Here is an 18,164-nt window from a genome sequence, read left to right on the forward strand (position 1 = left end):
TTTCCGCTTCTGTCCCATGATCTCTCCTTCCGTTTCTTGAACCTCGATTCTGCCAAAATCTTGGCTTAACCACCTGTCCAAAAAACGGGGGTAACTTCATTCTGCCCTTCTTCATCCGTTCAGGGTAGCGCCGGGTTGCAGCAGTTGCAATGGCGCTACGACCTAGAACCAGTAGTCCCGCAAGCGTAGCCACCATCGCTTGCCCTTCGTCAATCCCGCCCGGCATTTTGGGCATGGACCCTTGTGGCTCAAGAACGTTTTGACTGCCTTTTCGCGGTCCCAGTTGACCGGAGGAGTGTTCATCAGGCAGTGATCGGGGTGATCATAATGTTCGGGGAGGAGAAAGAGCATGTGGCCAAGTTCATGAGCTAGGTAATAGATCCCCAGTGCCTGAGGCACAGCGCTAGGTGAGACGTCATCGTATGCCAAGCCGGGAAAATTCAGGAAGGATATGGTCGAGATCATGAGCGCCACTCCTGCCCCGCTAGGGGCGCCGGGACTCTCATTGGCAAACCCAGACTGTGCAAGCCTCGGTATCAACACACCGTGCGGGACCGGAATGTCCAGAGAATCGAAGAACACCGGCACATTCGTAATAAACACGTCATAGTCACGTTGAAGACTGAACATGAACCTCCATCCCGTGTGCGTTTGGTATGCAACGGTGTCTCTCCGAACGATGGGTTGACCGTCCACGAGTAGGGACCGGAATCTGTCCCGTTTCTCCACCCACTTGCCCAGCAGCCAACTGTAATAGGTCTGGTAGTCGCGAAATGTCACATTCATGCCCTCCGGGACCGCTGCCTTGAGCTCGTCAACCGGGTACAGCTCAAGCGTATGCCGCTGCTGACTCGACAGTTGGGTGTCAGGCGCTCCCCCGAAAAGCTCCAGCGACATGAACGGATTGTGCCTGTCGCCGGTTATTTCTTGAAAGTAGTCTTCGATGGGCATCGTGTTCATGTCGGAGAAGCTGATATTCGTGCTTTGAAACTCATCTCTCATCGCAAGGAGGGCATGTGTGAATACCAACCGGAGTTGTTCTTCGGGAAGGGAGGGGAATCTCTGGTCATGGAGGTAGACTGTCTTGAGCCTGATCTGCACCTTCCTGTTGAAAGTGTCGTCAACGTTGAAATAGGCACAAGAAGCAACCTGACTGCACAACGCAATGCTGAATAGGAGCAGCGCCCAATGGTGGAGAATCAGCGTAGGATAATCGGCTGGTCCCCGTAGCATCCTTGACTACTTTGAGTCAAAGCCCCGATGTTGAAGAGTAGTGAGTGTACGCCGTGCCGCGGATGAGGCGGCGGGAGGCCGGGGCGACCTTCCTGGTCGCTTCCGGCACCGCTTCCACATCCTGCGGGCGGGCAGGATCGACCATGAGGTTGGCCTCCTCAAGCGCGAGAAGCCCAAGAAGGCTTGGATCACCCGGCTCGCCGAAAAGAACGGGAGTGTGGACTCTCACTCCTTCGACCACCATCCAGATATGGCCGAGTTTCCTTTCCACCTCGCGCCCGTCCGCGAGCTTCAGTGCGACGGCTCTCTCCGGAACAACATCGCAAATCGACAGGGTTTTCGACGGAAGGCAGGAGAACGTCGCCCCCGTGTCCACTTGTGCCTCGACTTCCGTTCTCTTGCTGAACTCCAGATCCCCGTTTCGCCGCTCGACTTGCCCGAGAATCAGCCTCACTAGAACCGCTCCCATATCACGAATCTAGCACCGGTCCGAGCAAGGTGTCAAAGTCCCCGAGGGGAGGCAAAGACCGTTGGGGGGTTCAATGAAACAGGATCGGGCCGACGTAGAGGAAGACGTAGAGCGTCACCAGCACGGCGGCGGCGAGGTCGAGGAGGAAGCCCGTGCGCATCATGACGGGGAGTCGGATGTAGCCGGAGCCAAAGACAATGGCGTTCGGCGGCGTGCCGGCGGGGAGCATGAAATCGCAAGAGGCGGCGATGGCGGAGGCCGAGAGGACGGGGAGCGAACGGGGGAGGACGTTTAACATCACGTTTACTGTCGCCGTATTCGAGGCGACGGCGGAGAGAAGGACCGTCGCCACACTTGTCAGGCCGATTTGCCAGATCAACGGAAACTCCGCGAGCGCCCGCAATTGCCCGGCCAGCCACGCAGAGAGTCCGCTCTCCTCGATTCCCGAGGCCATCGCAAAGCTGCCGCCGAGGAGAACGAGCGTTCCCCAGGGAAGACGTCGGATCGATCGAAAGGACACGAGTCGCATCCCCACGAGCGAGAGGCCGGCCGACATTGCCACCCACGACTCGTAATGTTTGCCCTGAAACTTGAAACCCGTCCAGAACTCCGGGACAAAAGGGGCGATGGTTTGGCGCAACGGACTTCCTGCGATCCACAGGACGGCGGCGAGCCCAAAAACCAGCGCGATGCGCTTCTCTTCGCGCTTCATCGGACCCAAGGCCACGATCTCTCGCTGCAAGACGGAGCCCCCTTGCCCTTCAGGGATCCTATCTTTCCGGCCCGTGCGCCAAAGCACCAGCCAGACTACTGGGAGGAACAACACCACGAACGGGACGCCAACCGCCATGTACTTTGCGAAACTGATTTCCACGCCGAGCTTGTCGGCGAGGAAACCGCAGAAAATCGAATTCGTGCCGGTGCCGATTTTTGTGCCGATTCCGCCGACGTTTGCCGCGTAGGCTACCGCGAGCATGATGGCGCTTCCGAAGTGGTGGAGCCTCCGTCCTCCCGACTCGGTTTCCAGTTGGGCAATCAGCGCCATCCCGATCGGCATCATCATGACGGCCGTGGCCGTATTCGAGATCCAGAGAGAAACAATGGCGGTCGCCACAAGCACGCCCAGGAGCAGCCGCTTGGGGTCCGTGCCGATGACCCTCATGATGTGGAGGGCGATTCGACGATGGAGATTCCACTGTTCCATGGCGGCACCGATCATCATCCCTCCGAGGAATAGAAAGATGTAGGCGTCGAAGTAGGGCGAAGAGGATTGGGCGACGTTGTGAACGAGGCCGCCGCCAAATACGCCGAGGGTGGGGAAGAGAACAAGCGGCACCGCCGCCGTCCACGCCATCGGCAAGGCTTCGGTGAACCACCAGACGGCCATGAGCGCGGCCACGGCCGCTGCGTAGGCGGGCCTTGAGCCAAATCCTTCAATCCGGTGGAGGCCGGAGGGCAGGAAAGCGAAGGCCGAGAAGGCGAGAACGCCGAGACCAAGGCCCGCACGCTGCCACGGGGTTTGGAGAAATCTGAGATTCTTCACTCGCTCCGCTCGCTCAGAAAGACATCCTAGCGCGTCGTTACGAGCAAAGCGAAGGATCGGGATGGATCAGGAAATCCTCGCTGACCGCTGAAAACTGACTGCTGAGAGCTATCCTAGAATGTTGTAGAACGAGGAGGCGTCGAAGTCGACGAACTCGGCCTTGTGGTCGCTGATGCCGTAGCCACTGAGGATGCCGCCCTTTGTACCGGAAGGAAAGCCGCGGACGAAGATGTAGTCGAGGTGGAAAATCGTCTGCGTGATCCCGGAGCCTTCGACGTTCGTGAAGCCGGCGTCCTTGAACGCGCCCACGACGGGTTCCAGCTCGCCGCCCGCGGTGTTGAAGTCGCCGGATACGAGATGCATCTTGGTAAAGTCCGGGTTGGGGATCGCCGCGATGATCTCCTGTCCCTGCTCCTTTCGCGTTCCCGCCATCGTCTTAACCTCGAGGTGCGCGGATACCGAGCGGACGAGGCGGCCGCTGATCGAGACATCGACCATCATCGCGCAGCGGGTGCCGAGGGGCGGATTTGAGTCCAGTTCGCGCTTGTAGATGTGGCGAACGACCTGCGGGTTGTGAAGCGGGAACTTGCTCAGGACGGCGTTGCCGCTGTAACCGGGCGCATAGCTGAACTCGCGGCAGAAGTAGTAGTTCATACGGAGGGCCTTCGCCAGCTCGCGCGGTGCATTTCGATTCCCCGTGGCTTCGGACTCGGTGTAGATCTCCTGCACGTTGATGATCGAGGCGTTTTTGAGGTTCGATTCGGTCTGGAACTTCGAGATCATGTCATCCAGTTTTTCGCCGTGGGCCACGTTCCAGGAGATCAAACGAACGCTGTTCGGTTGATAGGTGCTGACATTCGCATCGCTATAGTTGCCGGACTCGACCTTGCAGAATTCCGCGCCCGCGGACAGATCGCCGAAGCACTTGCCGGCTGGCAACGTGCCGTCTGCATTCGCCTGCCAACCGCCGGAGCCGTTCCAAATGGGGGGTGGTTGAAAGGGTGTGCCTCCGCCTCCACCACCGCCCCCACCCCCGCAGCTTCCACTTTCCTCGGAGGTGAGGAAGGCAAACACGAACGCACATAAAGCCGCTTTGCCAAGCCGACCGAAGCCTAGGTTGATCATGTCCTTCCTAGAGCGGCGCCCGTGCCAGCGTCCCATGGCGTTCCCCCTTGAATTTACATGTGAAATAAGGCGCGAGCGGGAGAACCGGTATCAAAAATGATATTCGGCCATAATTTCGATGCTAGCCCCCAATCGGATCGAGATATAGTCTCGGTTTCCGCACTTGAATTCCTATCATAACCAGCTTATGATATATTCCATGGACGCATCCGTAAGGAAGTACTTGGCGATGATTGGACGGCGTGGGGGAAGTGTCAGTCGGCGCACTCTTAGCGTCGAGACGGCCCGAATGATGGTCAAGATCCGCGACGCCCGACGGGCATATCGATTGTTTTTTGCCCAGTGTTTCTGGTCGTACGATCCGAACTTCAACATCACGGCGCAAGACGTGCCTTGGGTGGCCGCGCAGTTGATGAAGCACGGCGGTCGACGCGCCTGGGAAATCGGGAGCCGACTGTGCCGTTAACCGACTATCAGGCGGCGTTGGGCCGGTTGCTTGCGGCCAATCGAAGCGAGGACAGTTATCTGGCCGGAGGCGCCGCCCTGCTCTCCCAACCCCATTCGCAACGTTTCAGCCAGGACCTCGATTATTTCCATGATTCCCCGACGCGCGTGGCCACGGCCTTCGAAGCCGATCGCCGGACGTTAGACGCAGACGGGCACTCCGTCCATCCCGACATCGTATTGCCCGGGTATGTCCGCGCGGTCATCCGTCGGGGCCGTGAAGCGACCAAGGTGGAATGGGCACACGAATCCAGTTGGCGATTCATGCCGGTCATCCGGAGCGACGCCTTCGGTTACCAGTTACACCCGATCGACCTGGCCACCAACAAGGTCCTCACCGTCGCCGGCCGCGATGAACCCCGCGACATCCTGGACGCCTTGCAGTGCCATCGGGATATCCTGGAGCTCGGTCCATTGGTATGGGCGGCCTCCGGCAAGGACCCCGGGCTGTCTCCCCGACTCATCATAGAGCTGCTCAAACGGCGCGGGAGCATCAGGCCGGAAGATCTGGCACGCCTCCACCTGACCGTGTCTCTCGATGTGCATGAAATCAAGACCGCCTGGTTGGAGGCGCTGGAAGGCGCGGAATCGTTCGTGGGGAGGCGTCCACCTGATGAAATCGGGTGCCTGTACTACTCATCCGAACAAAGTCGCTTCGTGAACCCGGATCGCGCTGTCCCCGGCAGCTTCGTCCCGCACTACGGACGTCCCGGCGGGATCATTCCTCGGATGGTCTCGGAGTAGCCGACTGCTGACCTATCGAGGCCGAACCTCAATAGTACTTAATCCACTTCGGTGATTTCAGGGTCGCGCGTGTCGCGTCCGATCCTGACCGTCGTACTCCCGTTGTTGTTCAAGATACGGATATCCCACGCTTGCATGGTCTTGGCCCCGATCAACAAATCTTGGGCCAAGTCGGGCGATATCAGAGCTTCATCTTCTATGATCCGACCCTCCAGCTTCATGACAAGGAAGGTGACGCCCACGATGCGAAGTTTTCCCCCTTCCGCGGCGGTGCGCATTTCCCGGGTTACGCCTCCGATCACTTGCGTTCCTTCCGGGAGCCGATCCTGTCGCACGATGGTCGGATAGCAGCCTGAATCCACAACGGCCCGGACCTGCGCTCGACGTCCGTCCCACGTCTCAATCTCCGTATCCCGAATCGGCTTGCTCACAGGAAAAGGGTACGCCGGTGAGCGTGGGATGTAAAGGCGGGGCGCGATCCGCTACGGAACTGGCGGCGACATGGACGGTGGTTTCACCCCTCAAGAACGGGTCGGCATCCAGCCATCGCAGCCGCTTCGGCGGAGTAGGCAGCCCGCCCGGCCATGCCCTCAAGGCAGAGGCGGGGCGTAGACTTCGTTCGTCGTTAGATTGCTTGGGTTACTTCCGCCGATGGCGTAGATCTTGCCGTTCACGGCCGCCCACGTACTTTCCCCGGGAGGGAATTGACCCTGGAACCTGTTTCGAATCTTCCCTTACCCCCCTTCGCGAAAAGGGGAATGCGGGGATGGCCCGGTCATTTAATCCAGGCCGCAAGCAGAGGTGTTTGTCATTCCACGGGGGTTGTGCCTAAAATGCCGCCCGCCATGGCCAGACAATATCTATTCGCACCCGGGCCAACGCAGCTACCGGAGGAAATTCTTCTCGAGATGGCCCAGCCGATCACCTATCACCGCGGACCCAAGTTCAAGGCCATCCTTCAGGAAGTTCGCGAGGATCTGAAAACGGTTTTCCAGACGAAACAGGACGTGCTGGTACTCACGTCGAGCGGCTCGGGCGCGATGGAAGGCGCGGTGACCAACATCCTGTCCAAAGGCGACAAGGCCGTCGTGGTTGAGGGTGGAAAGTTCGGCGAACGATGGGCGGACGTCTGCAAGGCCTACGGCGTTCAGGCGGAAGTCCTCCACGTGGAATGGGGCAAAGCGGTGGACCCTGCCGTTGTTCGCAAAGCGGTCCAGAACGGGAAAGACGTCAAAGCCGTTTTCGTCCAAGCCAGCGAGACATCTACCGGCGTGATGCACCCCGTGAAGGAGATCGCCGAAATCACAAGATCAATGCCCGACACGCTCTTGGTGGTCGATGGCATTACCGCGGTCGGCGTCTTCCCCGTCCCCATGGATCAGTGGGGGATCGACGTGCTGGTTTCCGGCTCGCAGAAGGCCTTCATGCTGCCGCCAGGTTTGGGATTTGCAGCGCTCAGCGAAAAAGCGTGGGCAAGAGCCAAGACGTCCAATCTGCCGAAATTCTATTTCAATCTGTCGAAGGAGCTGGAATCTCAGAAGAAGAACGAAACCGGATTCACGCCGGCGATCACACTGATCGTCGCCCTGCGCAAAGCTCTGAAGATGATCAAAGAAGAGGGACTGGAAAATGTCTTCGCCCGGCACGACAAGCTCGCCCGCGCCACCCGCGAAGCGATGAAGGCGATCGGCTTGGAGCTTTTCGCCCAAACGCCATCGAACGCCTGCACCGCCGTGAAAGTGCCCGTGGGCGTGGATGGTGAAAAAATCCCCAAGCACATCCGCGAGAAGTACGGCATCACGATCGCGGGCGGTCAGTCCCAGTTGAAAGGCAAGATCTTCCGCATCGCTCACCTGGGGTACTACAATCCGTTTGACATGGTGATGGTCATGTCCGCGGTCGAAATGACGTTGCGGGATCTTGGACACGAATTTTCCATCGGCGCGGGCGTGAAGAAGATGCAGGAAATGCTGGCCCAATAGGGGCCGGGGACCAGAGAGCAGGGGTCAGAGAATATGGCCGTTTCAGTTCTGCTGTCCGATACGCTTTCGGAGGAGGGGTTGCGACTCCTTCGTTCCGCTTCCAACCTGAAGGTGGACGTGAAGCCGGGTCTTCCCGAGAAAGAACTCATTGGCCTGATCAAGTCCTACGACGCCCTCGTAGTGCGAAGCGGAACCAAAGTGACCAAGCCGATTATCGAGGCGGCGGACAATCTGAAAGTGATCGGCCGGGCCGGGACGGGCGTGGACAACATCGACGTTGAAGCGGCCACGAAAAAAGGGATCATCGTCATGAACACGCCGGGCGGGAACACGATCACTACCGCGGAACACACCTTTGCCATGATCATGTCCCTCGCGCGCAAGATTCCGCAAGCCCATATGCTTCTCCACAAGGGCAAGTGGGCCAAGGGCGAGCTCATGGGAACCGAACTGTTCGGGAAGACCTTGGGCGTGGTCGGTCTCGGAAAAATCGGACGCGTGGTGGCCGAGCGCGCGCTCGCCTTCAAGATGAACGTGATCGCCACCGACCCGTACGTCACCGCCGAAGCCGGACGCAAGATGGGCGTTGAGATCGGATCGCTGGACGACGTGCTTCGCCGGGCGGACATCCTCACCGTTCACACGCCCCTAACGACCGAAACCACCAAATTTCTGAACGACGCGGTGTTTGAGAAAATGAAAACGGGCGTCCTGCTCGTCAATTGCGCGAGGGGCGAACTTATGGATGAGGACGCGTTGATTCGCGCGCTGAAATCCGGGCGCGTCGCCGGCGCCGCTCTCGACGTGTTCCACAAGGAGCCGCTGCCGGCCGACCATCCGTTGCTCGGCCTAGACAACGTCATCACCACGCCGCATCTCGGCGCCGCCACGAAGGAGGCGCAGGTGAACGTGGCCGTGGCCGTGGCGCAGCAAATTATCGAGTTCTTCGCGAACGGCGTGGCCCGCGGGGCGGTGAACTTCCCCGCGGTCTCCCCGGAAACGCTCGATCTCCTCCGGCCCTACATGAACCTGGCGGAAAAAATCGGCCTGCTCCAGTCGCAAATGTTTCGGGGCAAGGTGGAGGAGATCCGGATGGAATACTCCGGACACGTTGCGGAATATGAAACCGAGCCCATCACCCTTTCGGCCCTCAAGGGGTTTTTTACTCCCCTTCTGACCGACCGCGTCACCTTTGTGAATGCCCCCGTTATCGCCCGCGAGCGAGGAATCCGCGTGGAAGAATCGAAATCGAAAGCCGCCAAAGATTTTGTCAGCCTCCTGACGATCACCGTGGGCGATGGGCGGAACCGCCTCAGCGTGGCCGGCACTCTTTTCGGGCAGAAGGAGCCCCGGCTCGTGCGCATCAATGATTTCATCCTGGAGGCCGTACCCGAGGGAACGATTCTGATTTTCGAGAATGACGACAAGCCGGGCGTCATCGGGAACGTCGGCACCACGCTCGGCCGGAACGGTGTGAACATCGCCGGGATGGCGAATGGCCGGTTGAGCTCCGGGGGACGGGCCATCGCGCTTTACAACATCGATTCGAAAGTCCCGCCCGCGCTGCTCGACGAGCTCGCGAAGCTTCCGAACATCCGCTCAGCCCTTCAGGTGCAACTATGAAGCGGTCAGCATTCAGCAATCCGCGGTCAGCTACTGAAACATCCTCATCACTCTTGGACCGTGGGCTGAGAGCCGAATGCTGACGGCTGATCGCTTTCAGACATGCTGACCCCGCCGAAGGGCCTCCGGGACGCGCTTCCCGACGAAGCGGAACCCTCGTTCTTCCTGGCCTCCCGGCTGGTTCCTCACTTGGCCCGACGTGGGTATCGGCTGGTCCGTACGCCGCTACTGGAATACCTAGAAACCTTTTCCGCTTCCGGAGAACCCGCACTCGACGAAAGAACGCTCAAGCTCATCGAGTGGGAAACGGGAAAGATCATGGCGCTCCGGACCGATTTCACCCCGCCGATTGCGAGACTGGCCGCCTCCCTGGCGGATGGGAGCAAGCCGCCGCTCCGGTTCAGCTATTGCGGGCCGGTGTTGAAATTCGACTTGAGAAAAAGCACCAAAAAGCGCGAGGAACTCCAACTCGGCGCCGAGCTGATCGGGCGCGGGGGTGTGGAGGGCGATCGTGAAATTATCGAGCTTTGCGTCTCGGTGCTCCGCCATTCCGGCTTGAAGGGATTCGTCGTGCAGGTGGGAGACGTAAGGTTTCTCCACTCCGTGGCGCGCGGCGCCTCGGCGCGATCTCTCCGAAAGAAAGAATGGCCGGCTCTGCATCTGGGCGGCCTCGCCGCCGGACCGGGAGGAACCCGGCCGGTCCTCGAAGGATCTCCCGCCGTTCTGGCGCGGCTCGCGCGAAGCGTCCGGGACCGTCGGGCCCGCGCCGCGCTGACCGGACTCCGGCAAAGCCTGCGCGCCATTCTCCGCGATCGAAAAGGGTTTCAAGTTCACGTGGACCTCGGCGAAGTCCGGGACCTGCACTACTACACCGGTCTTTTCTTCCAAGTCTTTCATCCCGACACGACGGATCCGGTGGCCACGGGCGGCCGTTACGACGGCCTGCTCAAGAAGTTCGGCAGAGATTTGCCCGCGACCGGGTTTGCCGTGGACCTCTCCACGCTTTCCAAGCTGGTCCCTTCGGGCTCACGAGTTCACGGGCTCACGGGATCACGATGAGTACGGTGGTCGTCGTCGGCGCCCAGTGGGGCGATGAGGGGAAGGGAAAGATTGTTGACCTGCTCTCGGGAGAGGCCGATTTTGTCGCCCGTTTTCAGGGCGGAAACAACGCCGGCCACACCGTGGTGCTGGGTACACAAAAATTCGTCCTCCATCTCCTCCCGTCGGGCGTGCTCCATCCGGGCACCACGTGCATCATCGGAAACGGCGTGGTCATCGATCCCATCGTCCTCTCAGAAGAAATCGACCGTATCAAGGCCAACGGCTACCTCAAGAATGACGCCGAACTGAGAATCTCCGCCCGGGCCCATCTCATCCTCCCCTACCACCGTCTGATCGACGTGGGCCGCGAAGAGTATCGCGAGGAATTTCTCGCCAACGGAAAGATCGGGACGACGGGCCGGGGAATCGGCCCTGCCTACGAGGACAAAGTCGAGCGCGTGGGCGTGCAATTCTGCGAATTCATCAGTCCCCCCCAGCTCAAGGCGAAGCTCGGCGAGAATCTTGGATACAAGAACCATTTCTTCCGCGACTACCTCAAGAAGGCGAAGCTCAAACCCTCGGCCCTCGCGAAAATGCTGGAGCCTTACGCCCGGAAACTCCGTCCCTACATGGCCGATACGTCGCTCCTCCTCCATGAAGCGATCAAATCGGGAAGGAAAGTACTTTTTGAGGGAGCCCAGGGAACGCTCCTCGACGTGGATCACGGCACGTATCCCTTCGTCACGTCTTCCAACACGATCGCCGGGGCCGCCTGCTCCGGATCCGGCATCGGGCCGAGAAGCATTCGATCGGTGCTGGGCATCACGAAGGCCTACACCACTCGCGTGGGGAGCGGACCCTTCCCCACCGAATTGAAAGATTCGATCGGAAAGAAACTGCGGGAAAAGGGGACCGAGTTCGGGGCAACCACGGGGCGGCCCCGCCGGTGCGGTTGGCTGGACGCGGTGGCACTCCGATATGCATCCCGGCTGAACGGCTTCACGGGGCTGGCCATCACCAAACTCGATGTACTGAACGCCTTCGACGAGATCCAAATCTGCACGGCCTATCGCTGGAAGAATTCCACGCTGACCGAATTCCCGTTTGAGACTCGAATTCTTCAGCAGTGCAAGCCGGTCTATCAAACCCTGCGCGGTTGGAATGTGGACAAACTGGATCGCCTGCGGTCGCACGCCGATCTCCCACCCACGATGAGGGACTATCTGAAGCGCATCGAGGACATATGCGAGGCGGTCGTGTCGATCGTATCGATCGGTCCGGAACGGGACGACACCATTATTCTCCAGAATCCCTTTGCCTAAGCGCGGCGGCTTCCTTCTCCTCGCTTCCCTTCTCTTTCTCGCCCTGATCCTTCCGCAAACCCTGAACCTCAGCTTCTACCACGACGAGGTCATGGAACTGACCCAGTACGAAAAATCGCCGCTGGAATTCGTATCCTACATGGTCCGCGGGCATCTCGTGAGGCCCCCGTTATTCGGGATCGTGCAGCACTACTGGATGAGAGCCTTCGGCGAGACGGAATTGGGTTTGCGGTCCCTCAGCCTGCTCTTCTCACTCGCATGCATTCCGCTCGTTTATGGAGTGGCGAAATCCGTCTACGACGTTGGGACCGCTCGCGCGGCTGTGCTGCTCTATTCCACCTCTCCGTTCGTTCTCCTCTGGGGCCGTGCCGCCGGTTGGTACCCGATGATGATGGCGTGGCTCCTGATGGCAAATGGAGCGCTTCTGAAGCTGGATCGCGGCCGGCGATACGCCCTCCTGTATGGGGTCTCGCTACTCCTCGCGCTCTACACCAACTACTACGCCGTCGCGTTGCTTCTGAGCCACGCCTCTTACGTCCTCCTTTTCAAGCGAAACCTCGCCCGCCGGGCATTGGCGGCCCAACTTGTCGCGGTGCTCCTGTTCGCACCATGGATTCCTACCGTGCTCCGCCAATTCGGCCATTTGCGATCCATCCTCAACCTGCCCGAAGCGCTGGGCGGACTGAAAACCATGGCCTATGTCTTCTATTCATTCGGTCTTGGAGAGACGCTCCTCCCATCCCACACCCTTCCCGTTTCACTCTTCTGGCTTGCCGTTCTCTGGCTCGTGACCGCGGGGGTGGCGAAATCCGATCGGAGGCTCTCGTTCCTCTGGATCTCCCAAATCGGACTGATGCTCGTCGCGGGTCTGGCAACCCGCTCTCTCGCCCCGTACCGCGCCTACCCGTTCGTCGTCCCTTTTCTGATCATGCTCGCCGCCGGGTTCCGAACGATGAGCGCCGTCCGCTCCCGGTGGGTGCTTTGCCTCGCGCTTCTCTTCCCCGCCTGGTCACTCTCGATCCTCCATTTCCAGTCGGGCCGGGAATATTTGAAAATTGGCATGCTCGAGCCCTGGCGCGCGGTTCACGCGCGAATCGCGGGAAGCACAAGCGAAAACGACACCGTGATCCACCGCTCGGAGGTCCTCACGCATTACAACAAGCTTCGACCCGCCCGCGCGAGGTTGGTCTGGCTCGATGATATCGCTGAGGCTCGCCCGCTCGGAGCGGGATCCGTCTGGCTGATGGAGAGCTTCAGCTCCTACAGGCCGGATTCGGTGAAGGCATTCGAAGAGCTTCGACTTGAGATGGAGCGAACCTACGGACCGCCAAAACGCCAGGAAGCTCTCCTGCGCGATCCTTGGTGGAATGAGAAGCGGCGCTGGGTGCCCGAGTGGGCTTTCCGGGAGGAGAAGTTGGTCCTGTACGAGTTCTCCCGGTAGGGGCGAGGCATGCCTCGCCCCTACGCGCCGGTCAGTTTTTCGACTTTGTCCTCCGGTCCAATCAGCATGAGGACATCGCCCTTGTGGATGCGGTCTTCCGGGTCCGGGCTGAAGTCCCACCGCTTGAGATCGCTCGACCAGATGGCCACCACATTGATGCCGTGCAATTTCCGCAGGTCCATCTCACGGAGGGTATGCCCCCAATAGTTCTCCGGCGCCTTCCACTCCACCAACGCCGCTTCGTCTTGCAGCGGGAGAAAATCGACAATGCCTTGGGAAAGAATACCCTTCCCCAGCCGCTCTCCCATCTCCGCCTCGATTTGGACGGCGCGTGAGGCTCCGATCATCTTCAACACGTGGGCCTCGCGCTCCGAATTGGCGCGGGCAATGATCTGCTGAACTCCCATATCCTTCAGGAGCGTGACCGCCAGTACGGCGGACTGGAAGTCATCTCCAATGGCCACCACGCCCAGTTCGACGCCCTTCCCAATAACTTCTCGCAAGGAAGGCTCGTCCATCGCGTCCACCCTGGCGCAAAACGGCAGCACGTCCTTCGCGCGATCGACGGCGGACGCCGAGGAGTCGATCCCAATGACCTCCCAGCCGCGCTTGGCGAGGGTTTTGGCCAGCGGCAGGCCGAAACGTCCCAGTCCGATCACGATGGTTCTCATTTACGTCCCTTGGGATCAGCCGATGATAAGCCTTCCCTCGGGATATTCAATACTTCCCCGCTCCTTGGGCTTGGCCAGGGCGAACGCAAGCGTCAGGGGGCCCAATCGACCGACGAACATCATCACCGCGATGAGGATCTTCCCAAGGGGCGTCAGCAAAGGGGTAATGCCCAGCGAAAGGCCGACCGTTCCGAACGCCGAAACGATCTCAAACAGAACGGCATTGAACGGGTGCGATTCGACCATCATGACCAGGCCGCCCAGTACGATGACGATGCCGAAACTGGCGAAGACGAGTGCCGTGGCCTTTGCGATGACCTCGGGACTGACGGTCCGGCGGAACGCGACGGCCGAGCGTCGCTGGAACATGGTCGTGCTGAAGGTCATCCACATCACGGCCGCCGTGGTCGTCTTGATCCCTCCGGCGGTACCACCGGGCGATCCTCCGACGAACATGAAAAGCATCACCAGGAGTGCCGCCGCGGAGGAGATCTGGGAAAAATCGACGGTGTTGAATCCGGCCGTGCGCGGCGTGACCGATTGGAACCAGGAGGCCCACAATTTCTGCCCGAACGACAATGGGGCGAGTGAATGATTCCACTCCAACCCCAGGAAAAGGACCATGCCGAGCGCGATGAGCACGGCACTCGTCCACAGCACAAGCCGCAGATGGAGGGAGGTTACCGGCCTTGGGCCTCGCGGCGCCCAGAACCCACGTGAATTCCGCTCGCCGCCCCCGAAGCGAAGCCAAGGGGGAAGGCGCGGGGGCCAGCCGATCCAATGCGCCACACCGAGCCACACGGGGAAACCCAGACCCCCGACGATGATGAGACCGGGAACAACAAGATTGACGACCGGGCTGCCGACAAACGACATGAGACTGTCCGGGAAGAGGGCGAATCCGGCGTTGTTGAAAGCCGAGATGGAGTGGAAGACGGCGAGGTAGAGTCCGCGCGCGTCGCCGAGCGACCCCCGCCAGGCGGCGTACAGGCCCAAAGCCCCGAGCGCCTCTACACAGAATGTTACGATGACAATCGACTTCAACACGCCCCCGAGAGATCCGATGCCGGGAAGGTCCAGAGTTTCTTTCAGCGCGAGCTCATGGCGTAGCTGCATCCGCCGCGCGGCCAGGAAAGGCAGTAGAGCGCCGAGCGTGACGATGCCGAGTCCGCCCACTTGAATGAGAATCATGAGCACGATCTCTCCGGGGAGGCTGAACGTCATGCCGGGGTCCACCGTCACCAATCCGGTGACGCAGACCGCCGAGGTGGACATGAAAAGGGCATCGATGAATGAGATTCCGCGGTCGGACTCGGTCATGACCGGAAGGGATAGGAGGACCGCGCCCACCAGGATCAACGTGGCGAAGCCCGTGACGGCCGTCTGGGCCGGCCGGAGTTCCAACGCTGCCCGCCATTCGGAGAATTTCCTCAGCCGGCTGGCGTAAATGCCCAAACTCAAAAGATAGAAGGCAACGTGATACCCGGGGGCGCGTATCGTCTCGAAGGACTCCACCAGGAAAAGCTCGCGCACGCGTTCCTCGACCAGCACAAGGACCAGCACCGTCATCAGGCTCCTGAGCCAATGCAGCTTGAAGTGCTTGACTCCCTCCAGCCGGATGAACCGAATCTGATCCATCGTGAAAGAAATGGTGATGGACGCCGCCACCGGAGTCCCCAGGAGGGCTGAAATCGTGCCGCCCACAAGGAAATCGACGGCGGCTCCGGCCGCGAGACCGATCGGGATTCCCCATCGAACGAAGTGGCCCAGCGAGAGGAACGAAGGAACGCGGTCTTCCGTCATGCGCCTCCCTTTCCACTGCGTTTCAAGGACGGTGATCGGAAGGCCATGAAATCAAGCACCGCCGACCATCCACGCGGAGCAGGATCCCGATTCCTTGGTCCGCTGGAGGGCCCTCCGGCAATCCTTCGCCGTTTCAAAGACGCCGAAGACGGTCGGCCCGCTCCCGCTCATCGCGGCATAGACGGCTCCCGTCTCCGTGAGAACACGTTTCAGCTCACGGACTTCCGGATGGAGTGCCACGGCCACCGGCTCAAGATCATTGCGGGCAAACCGGCGCCAGAACGTTCCATCGGAGAGTGACGCCGAAAGGGCCGTGAAGGTCGATCGAGGTCTGGAGGGACGACGCCCCGCCTGATTCCAAGACTCGTAGATATCGCGCGTGGAAATTCCGAAACCCGGAAAAACGATGAGGTAGCGGAAGGCATCGGCCGATTCGATCGGTTGGAGAATGTCTCCCCGCCCGGTGGCGAGGGCCGTGCCATGGGGGGAGATGAAGAAGGGAACGTCCGAGCCCAATGTCCCCGCGACTTCCATCAAGTCTTTGTCCGTCAGTCCGAGCGCAAGGGCGCGGTTGAGCAGGAGGAGCGTCTGAGCGGCATCGCTGCTACCGCCGCCCAGTCCCGCCGCCACGGGCACTTTCTTGCGAATGGTGATGCGCACGCCCATCGAGCTGTCCAGCCCTTTGAACAGCGCATCCGCCGCGCGAAAGGCAAGATTCCGCTCATCGGCGGGCACCCCCGGATCATCACAAAGGATGCGGATGCCCCTCACGTTCGTCACCGTCACCCCGATTTCATCCGCGAGCCCAATCTTCTGCATGACCGAATAGATGTTGTGATATCCGTCGTCCCGCTTTCCAAGAATGAGGAGGCTGAGATTCAGCTTGGCCGGCGCCGCCGCCTTGAACGTTCGCACCCGGGGATAGTAGCACAAATGGTTTGCAGGTCTGCCGATTCAGTATAATGTGCACCCACCTTGAAGAAGGAAGCGAAACAGAAAAAGACCGCCCTCATTCTATCCGGCGGTGGCGCCCGCGGCGCGTATGAAGCGGGAATCATCCGATTCATCCGTCAGAAGCTTCCACCCAGCGTGCAGGGACATGCGCGATTCGACATCATCTCCGGAACGAGCGTGGGGGCCATCCATGCTTGTTTCATGGCGGCCACCGCGGATGACCCGGAGAGCCAAGGCAAGCGGCTCGAAGACGTCTGGACCAGTTTCCGATTCGATTCGGTCTACTCGTTCGGAGTCGGCCAACTTTGGAGCGTTCTGAAATGGAATCTAGGGCGGAGTGCCCGCGAAACCCTCCAAAAAGGCCTCTTGCCCAGGCGCATGGGGGGATTTCTCAATACCAAACCGCTCGAACGGGTTGTGGTGAAAACGCTTCCTTGGAAAAACATCAGCAGGAATTTGAAATCCGGGGTCCTCACGGCCCTGAGCGTGTCGGCTACCGACCTTCAATCCGGACACACCGTCGTCTTTGTCGAAATGGCCGATCCGCTTCCCGCGTGGAGCATGAACCCTTATATGGAGGTCAAGACCTCGCGCATCACGCCCTCCCACGCTTTGGCCTCCGCGGCCATTCCCCTCCTTTTTCCCTCCGTGCTCATCGAAGGTCGGTACTACTGCGACGGCGGCCTTCGGCAGAACACGCCGCTGAGCCCCGCTCTCCGGCTCGGGGCGGACAAGGCGCTGATCATCGGCCTCCATCACCAGCCCACCAAACAGGAGAGTACGCGCGAGCGGCCCCTGAGAATCACCGACGTTCCAAACCATCCCGGCTATCTCCTCGGAAAAGTCCTGAACGCGTTCCTGCTCGATCACGTTGATTACGACATTTCCCGGCTCCAGCTTTTCAATGCCCTGCTTGAAGGCGGCGAGAAATCGTTCGGAAAGAAATTCTTCAAAATGATGGACCAGATCACGATCCCCGTCCGGGGCGCGCCCTTCAAAAGGGTGACGAATCTTCTCATCCGGCCATCCGACGACATCGGCTCCATCGCGGCCAAATACAGCAAACGCAAGCTCACGCCGGGGATGAAGGGGCTGCTGGATTGGACCCTTCGCAGAATGATGAAGCTTGGAACCGGCCGGCGGGAAGCCGACCTTCTCAGCTACCTGCTTTTCGACGGCGACTACGCCCGCGAACTCATGAACCTCGGCATGAAGGACGCAGAGAAGCGGAAGGACGAACTCATCGATTTTTTCATGGCGTAGGGAGGGGCCGGGATTTCCGCAGCCGGATATCCTTGCTTACCGTTGCTTCCTTCCGGATCTGGCGGGGTTCACACGATGGTCCGTCGCAGGCCCGGCCCCGACGCGATTGTACCATGCCACGGACGGTATGGCACCGCGCGGGAGGGCGGCCCACGATGGCCGTCCATCGACGCGGCGACGCGCCCGGAACCTTGGTCCAATCAGATGACTACTTCTTGCCCGCGGAGTCCGAAAGAAGCTTCAGGATCTTGTCCAGCTTCCGGTCTACCACTCCCAGGAAACCGATCGTCAGAGTGGCCACCACACCGATCATAGCGAGGGACGCCCCGCGCTCGTCAATGGTTCCCCGGATTTGAAGTAGAAGCACGCCAATGGAAAAGGCCGCGGACAGGATGGTAAAGCCCGCCCAAATCATGCCCGCATTCTATTCCCCGAATCCGCTGATG

Annotated in this window: 18 protein-coding genes and 1 other RNA gene; 8 read left to right on the forward strand and 11 right to left on the reverse strand. The window is 60.1% G+C overall.

Annotation, left to right across the window (positions count from 1 at the left end; translation table 11 throughout):
* Positions 1-162: 162 nt before the first annotated feature.
* The 4 genes from HYT87_13955 to HYT87_13970 all read right to left on the reverse strand — a co-directional run bounded on the left by HYT87_13955 (position 163) and on the right by HYT87_13970 (position 4,370).
* Entirely contained in the window at positions 163-1,233 is a 1,071-nt protein-coding gene (locus tag HYT87_13955; GenBank protein ID MBI2060867.1) for a hypothetical protein, read from the reverse strand.
* A gap of 16 nt (positions 1,234-1,249) precedes the next feature.
* A complete protein-coding gene (locus HYT87_13960) occupies positions 1,250-1,702 on the reverse strand; it encodes a hypothetical protein (protein ID MBI2060868.1) in 453 nt (150 codons plus the stop codon).
* 70 nt (positions 1,703-1,772) lie between these two features.
* Positions 1,773-3,308, reverse strand: a complete 1,536-nt coding sequence (locus HYT87_13965; protein MBI2060869.1) for a DASS family sodium-coupled anion symporter — start codon at positions 3,306-3,308, stop codon at positions 1,773-1,775.
* A 45-nt stretch (positions 3,309-3,353) separates the two neighbouring features.
* Positions 3,354-4,370, reverse strand: coding sequence for an endonuclease/exonuclease/phosphatase family protein (locus HYT87_13970; GenBank protein ID MBI2060870.1), 1,017 nt, complete (start codon positions 4,368-4,370; stop codon positions 3,354-3,356).
* Positions 4,371-4,569: 199 nt separating this feature from the next.
* Here HYT87_13970 and HYT87_13975 point away from each other — a divergent pair, with 199 nt between their 5' ends.
* Positions 4,570-4,836, forward strand: coding sequence for a hypothetical protein (locus HYT87_13975; GenBank protein ID MBI2060871.1), 267 nt, complete (start codon positions 4,570-4,572; stop codon positions 4,834-4,836).
* Positions 4,827-5,618, forward strand: a complete 792-nt coding sequence (locus HYT87_13980) for a hypothetical protein (protein ID MBI2060872.1) — start codon at positions 4,827-4,829, stop codon at positions 5,616-5,618. Before HYT87_13975 ends, HYT87_13980 begins: the two co-directional genes overlap by 10 nt.
* Positions 5,619-5,656: 38 nt before the next feature.
* On the opposite strand, the gene HYT87_13985 is transcribed toward HYT87_13980, so the two are convergent.
* Both HYT87_13985 and HYT87_13990 read right to left on the reverse strand, forming a co-directional pair.
* Positions 5,657-6,049, reverse strand: a complete 393-nt coding sequence (locus HYT87_13985; protein ID MBI2060873.1) for a hypothetical protein — start codon at positions 6,047-6,049, stop codon at positions 5,657-5,659.
* A gap of 159 nt (positions 6,050-6,208) precedes the next feature.
* A complete protein-coding gene (locus HYT87_13990; GenBank protein ID MBI2060874.1) occupies positions 6,209-6,346 on the reverse strand; it encodes a hypothetical protein in 138 nt (45 codons plus the stop codon).
* Between the two features lie 117 nt (positions 6,347-6,463).
* Between HYT87_13990 and HYT87_13995 the strand changes: the two genes are divergently transcribed.
* The 5 genes from HYT87_13995 to HYT87_14015 all read left to right on the forward strand — a co-directional run bounded on the left by HYT87_13995 (position 6,464) and on the right by HYT87_14015 (position 13,027).
* A complete protein-coding gene (locus tag HYT87_13995; GenBank protein MBI2060875.1) occupies positions 6,464-7,600 on the forward strand; it encodes an alanine--glyoxylate aminotransferase family protein in 1,137 nt (378 codons plus the stop codon).
* A 33-nt stretch (positions 7,601-7,633) separates the two neighbouring features.
* Entirely contained in the window at positions 7,634-9,223 is a 1,590-nt protein-coding gene (locus HYT87_14000; GenBank protein ID MBI2060876.1) for a phosphoglycerate dehydrogenase, read from the forward strand.
* A 102-nt stretch (positions 9,224-9,325) separates the two neighbouring features.
* Entirely contained in the window at positions 9,326-10,282 is a 957-nt protein-coding gene (locus HYT87_14005; GenBank protein ID MBI2060877.1) for an ATP phosphoribosyltransferase regulatory subunit, read from the forward strand.
* Positions 10,279-11,586, forward strand: coding sequence for an adenylosuccinate synthase (locus HYT87_14010; GenBank protein MBI2060878.1), 1,308 nt, complete (start codon positions 10,279-10,281; stop codon positions 11,584-11,586). The genes HYT87_14005 and HYT87_14010 overlap by 4 nt, the downstream gene beginning before the upstream one ends.
* Positions 11,579-13,027: a glycosyltransferase family 39 protein gene (locus tag HYT87_14015; protein ID MBI2060879.1), complete on the forward strand. Its 1,449-nt coding sequence runs from the start codon at positions 11,579-11,581 to the stop codon at positions 13,025-13,027. The genes HYT87_14010 and HYT87_14015 overlap by 8 nt, the downstream gene beginning before the upstream one ends.
* Positions 13,028-13,047: 20 nt before the next feature.
* On the opposite strand, the gene HYT87_14020 is transcribed toward HYT87_14015, so the two are convergent.
* Genes HYT87_14020 through ispE form a run of 3 tightly spaced genes read right to left on the reverse strand, consistent with a single transcriptional unit; the run spans position 13,048 to position 16,416 of the window.
* The gene (locus HYT87_14020) at positions 13,048-13,698 is read right to left on the reverse strand and encodes a TrkA family potassium uptake protein (GenBank protein MBI2060880.1); all 651 of its coding nucleotides are present in this window, start codon (positions 13,696-13,698) and stop codon (positions 13,048-13,050) included.
* A 15-nt stretch (positions 13,699-13,713) separates the two neighbouring features.
* Positions 13,714-15,501 carry a hypothetical protein gene (locus HYT87_14025; GenBank protein ID MBI2060881.1) on the reverse strand — a complete coding sequence of 596 codons (1,788 nt, stop codon included), beginning with the start codon at positions 15,499-15,501 and terminating at the stop codon, positions 13,714-13,716.
* Between the two features lie 51 nt (positions 15,502-15,552).
* Complete coding sequence (ispE, locus tag HYT87_14030; GenBank protein MBI2060882.1) at positions 15,553-16,416, reverse strand: 4-(cytidine 5'-diphospho)-2-C-methyl-D-erythritol kinase; 864 nt, start codon at positions 16,414-16,416, stop codon at positions 15,553-15,555.
* Between the two features lie 60 nt (positions 16,417-16,476).
* Between ispE and HYT87_14035 the strand changes: the two genes are divergently transcribed.
* A complete protein-coding gene (locus tag HYT87_14035; GenBank protein ID MBI2060883.1) occupies positions 16,477-17,718 on the forward strand; it encodes a patatin-like phospholipase family protein in 1,242 nt (413 codons plus the stop codon).
* Between the two features lies 1 nt (position 17,719).
* Here the strand turns inward: HYT87_14035 and ffs are convergent.
* Together ffs and HYT87_14045 are read right to left on the reverse strand one after the other, a co-directional pair.
* An RNA gene (ffs, locus tag HYT87_14040) (signal recognition particle sRNA small type) lies at positions 17,720-17,816 on the reverse strand.
* Positions 17,817-17,926: 110 nt separating this feature from the next.
* On the reverse strand, positions 17,927-18,133 hold the full coding sequence (locus tag HYT87_14045) for a hypothetical protein (protein ID MBI2060884.1): 207 nt from the start codon (positions 18,131-18,133) through the stop codon (positions 17,927-17,929).
* Positions 18,134-18,164 lie beyond the last annotated feature (31 nt).

The organism is Nitrospirota bacterium (assembly GCA_016180645.1).
Taxonomy (GTDB): domain Bacteria; phylum JACPQY01; class JACPQY01; order JACPQY01; family JACPQY01; genus JACPAV01.

What these genes read in the sequence shown, in the direction of transcription:
- HYT87_13960 (MBI2060868.1), bottom strand. Translation starts at nt 1,702, where the DNA reads ATGGGAGCGGTTCTAGTGAGGCTGATTCTCGGGCAAGTCGAGCGGCGA.
- HYT87_14020 (MBI2060880.1), bottom strand. Translation starts at nt 13,698, where the DNA reads ATGAGAACCATCGTGATCGGACTGGGACGTTTCGGCCTGCCGCTGGCC.
- HYT87_14045 (MBI2060884.1), bottom strand. Translation starts at nt 18,133, where the DNA reads ATGATTTGGGCGGGCTTTACCATCCTGTCCGCGGCCTTTTCCATTGGC.
- HYT87_13975 (MBI2060871.1), top strand. Translation starts at nt 4,570, where the DNA reads ATGGACGCATCCGTAAGGAAGTACTTGGCGATGATTGGACGGCGTGGG.
- HYT87_13970 (MBI2060870.1), bottom strand. Translation starts at nt 4,370, where the DNA reads ATGATCAACCTAGGCTTCGGTCGGCTTGGCAAAGCGGCTTTATGTGCG.
- HYT87_13955 (MBI2060867.1), bottom strand. Translation starts at nt 1,233, where the DNA reads ATGCTACGGGGACCAGCCGATTATCCTACGCTGATTCTCCACCATTGG.
- HYT87_13995 (MBI2060875.1), top strand. Translation starts at nt 6,464, where the DNA reads ATGGCCAGACAATATCTATTCGCACCCGGGCCAACGCAGCTACCGGAG.
- HYT87_14025 (MBI2060881.1), bottom strand. Translation starts at nt 15,501, where the DNA reads ATGACGGAAGACCGCGTTCCTTCGTTCCTCTCGCTGGGCCACTTCGTT.
- HYT87_14005 (MBI2060877.1), top strand. Translation starts at nt 9,326, where the DNA reads ATGCTGACCCCGCCGAAGGGCCTCCGGGACGCGCTTCCCGACGAAGCG.
- HYT87_14000 (MBI2060876.1), top strand. Translation starts at nt 7,634, where the DNA reads ATGGCCGTTTCAGTTCTGCTGTCCGATACGCTTTCGGAGGAGGGGTTG.
- HYT87_14010 (MBI2060878.1), top strand. Translation starts at nt 10,279, where the DNA reads ATGAGTACGGTGGTCGTCGTCGGCGCCCAGTGGGGCGATGAGGGGAAG.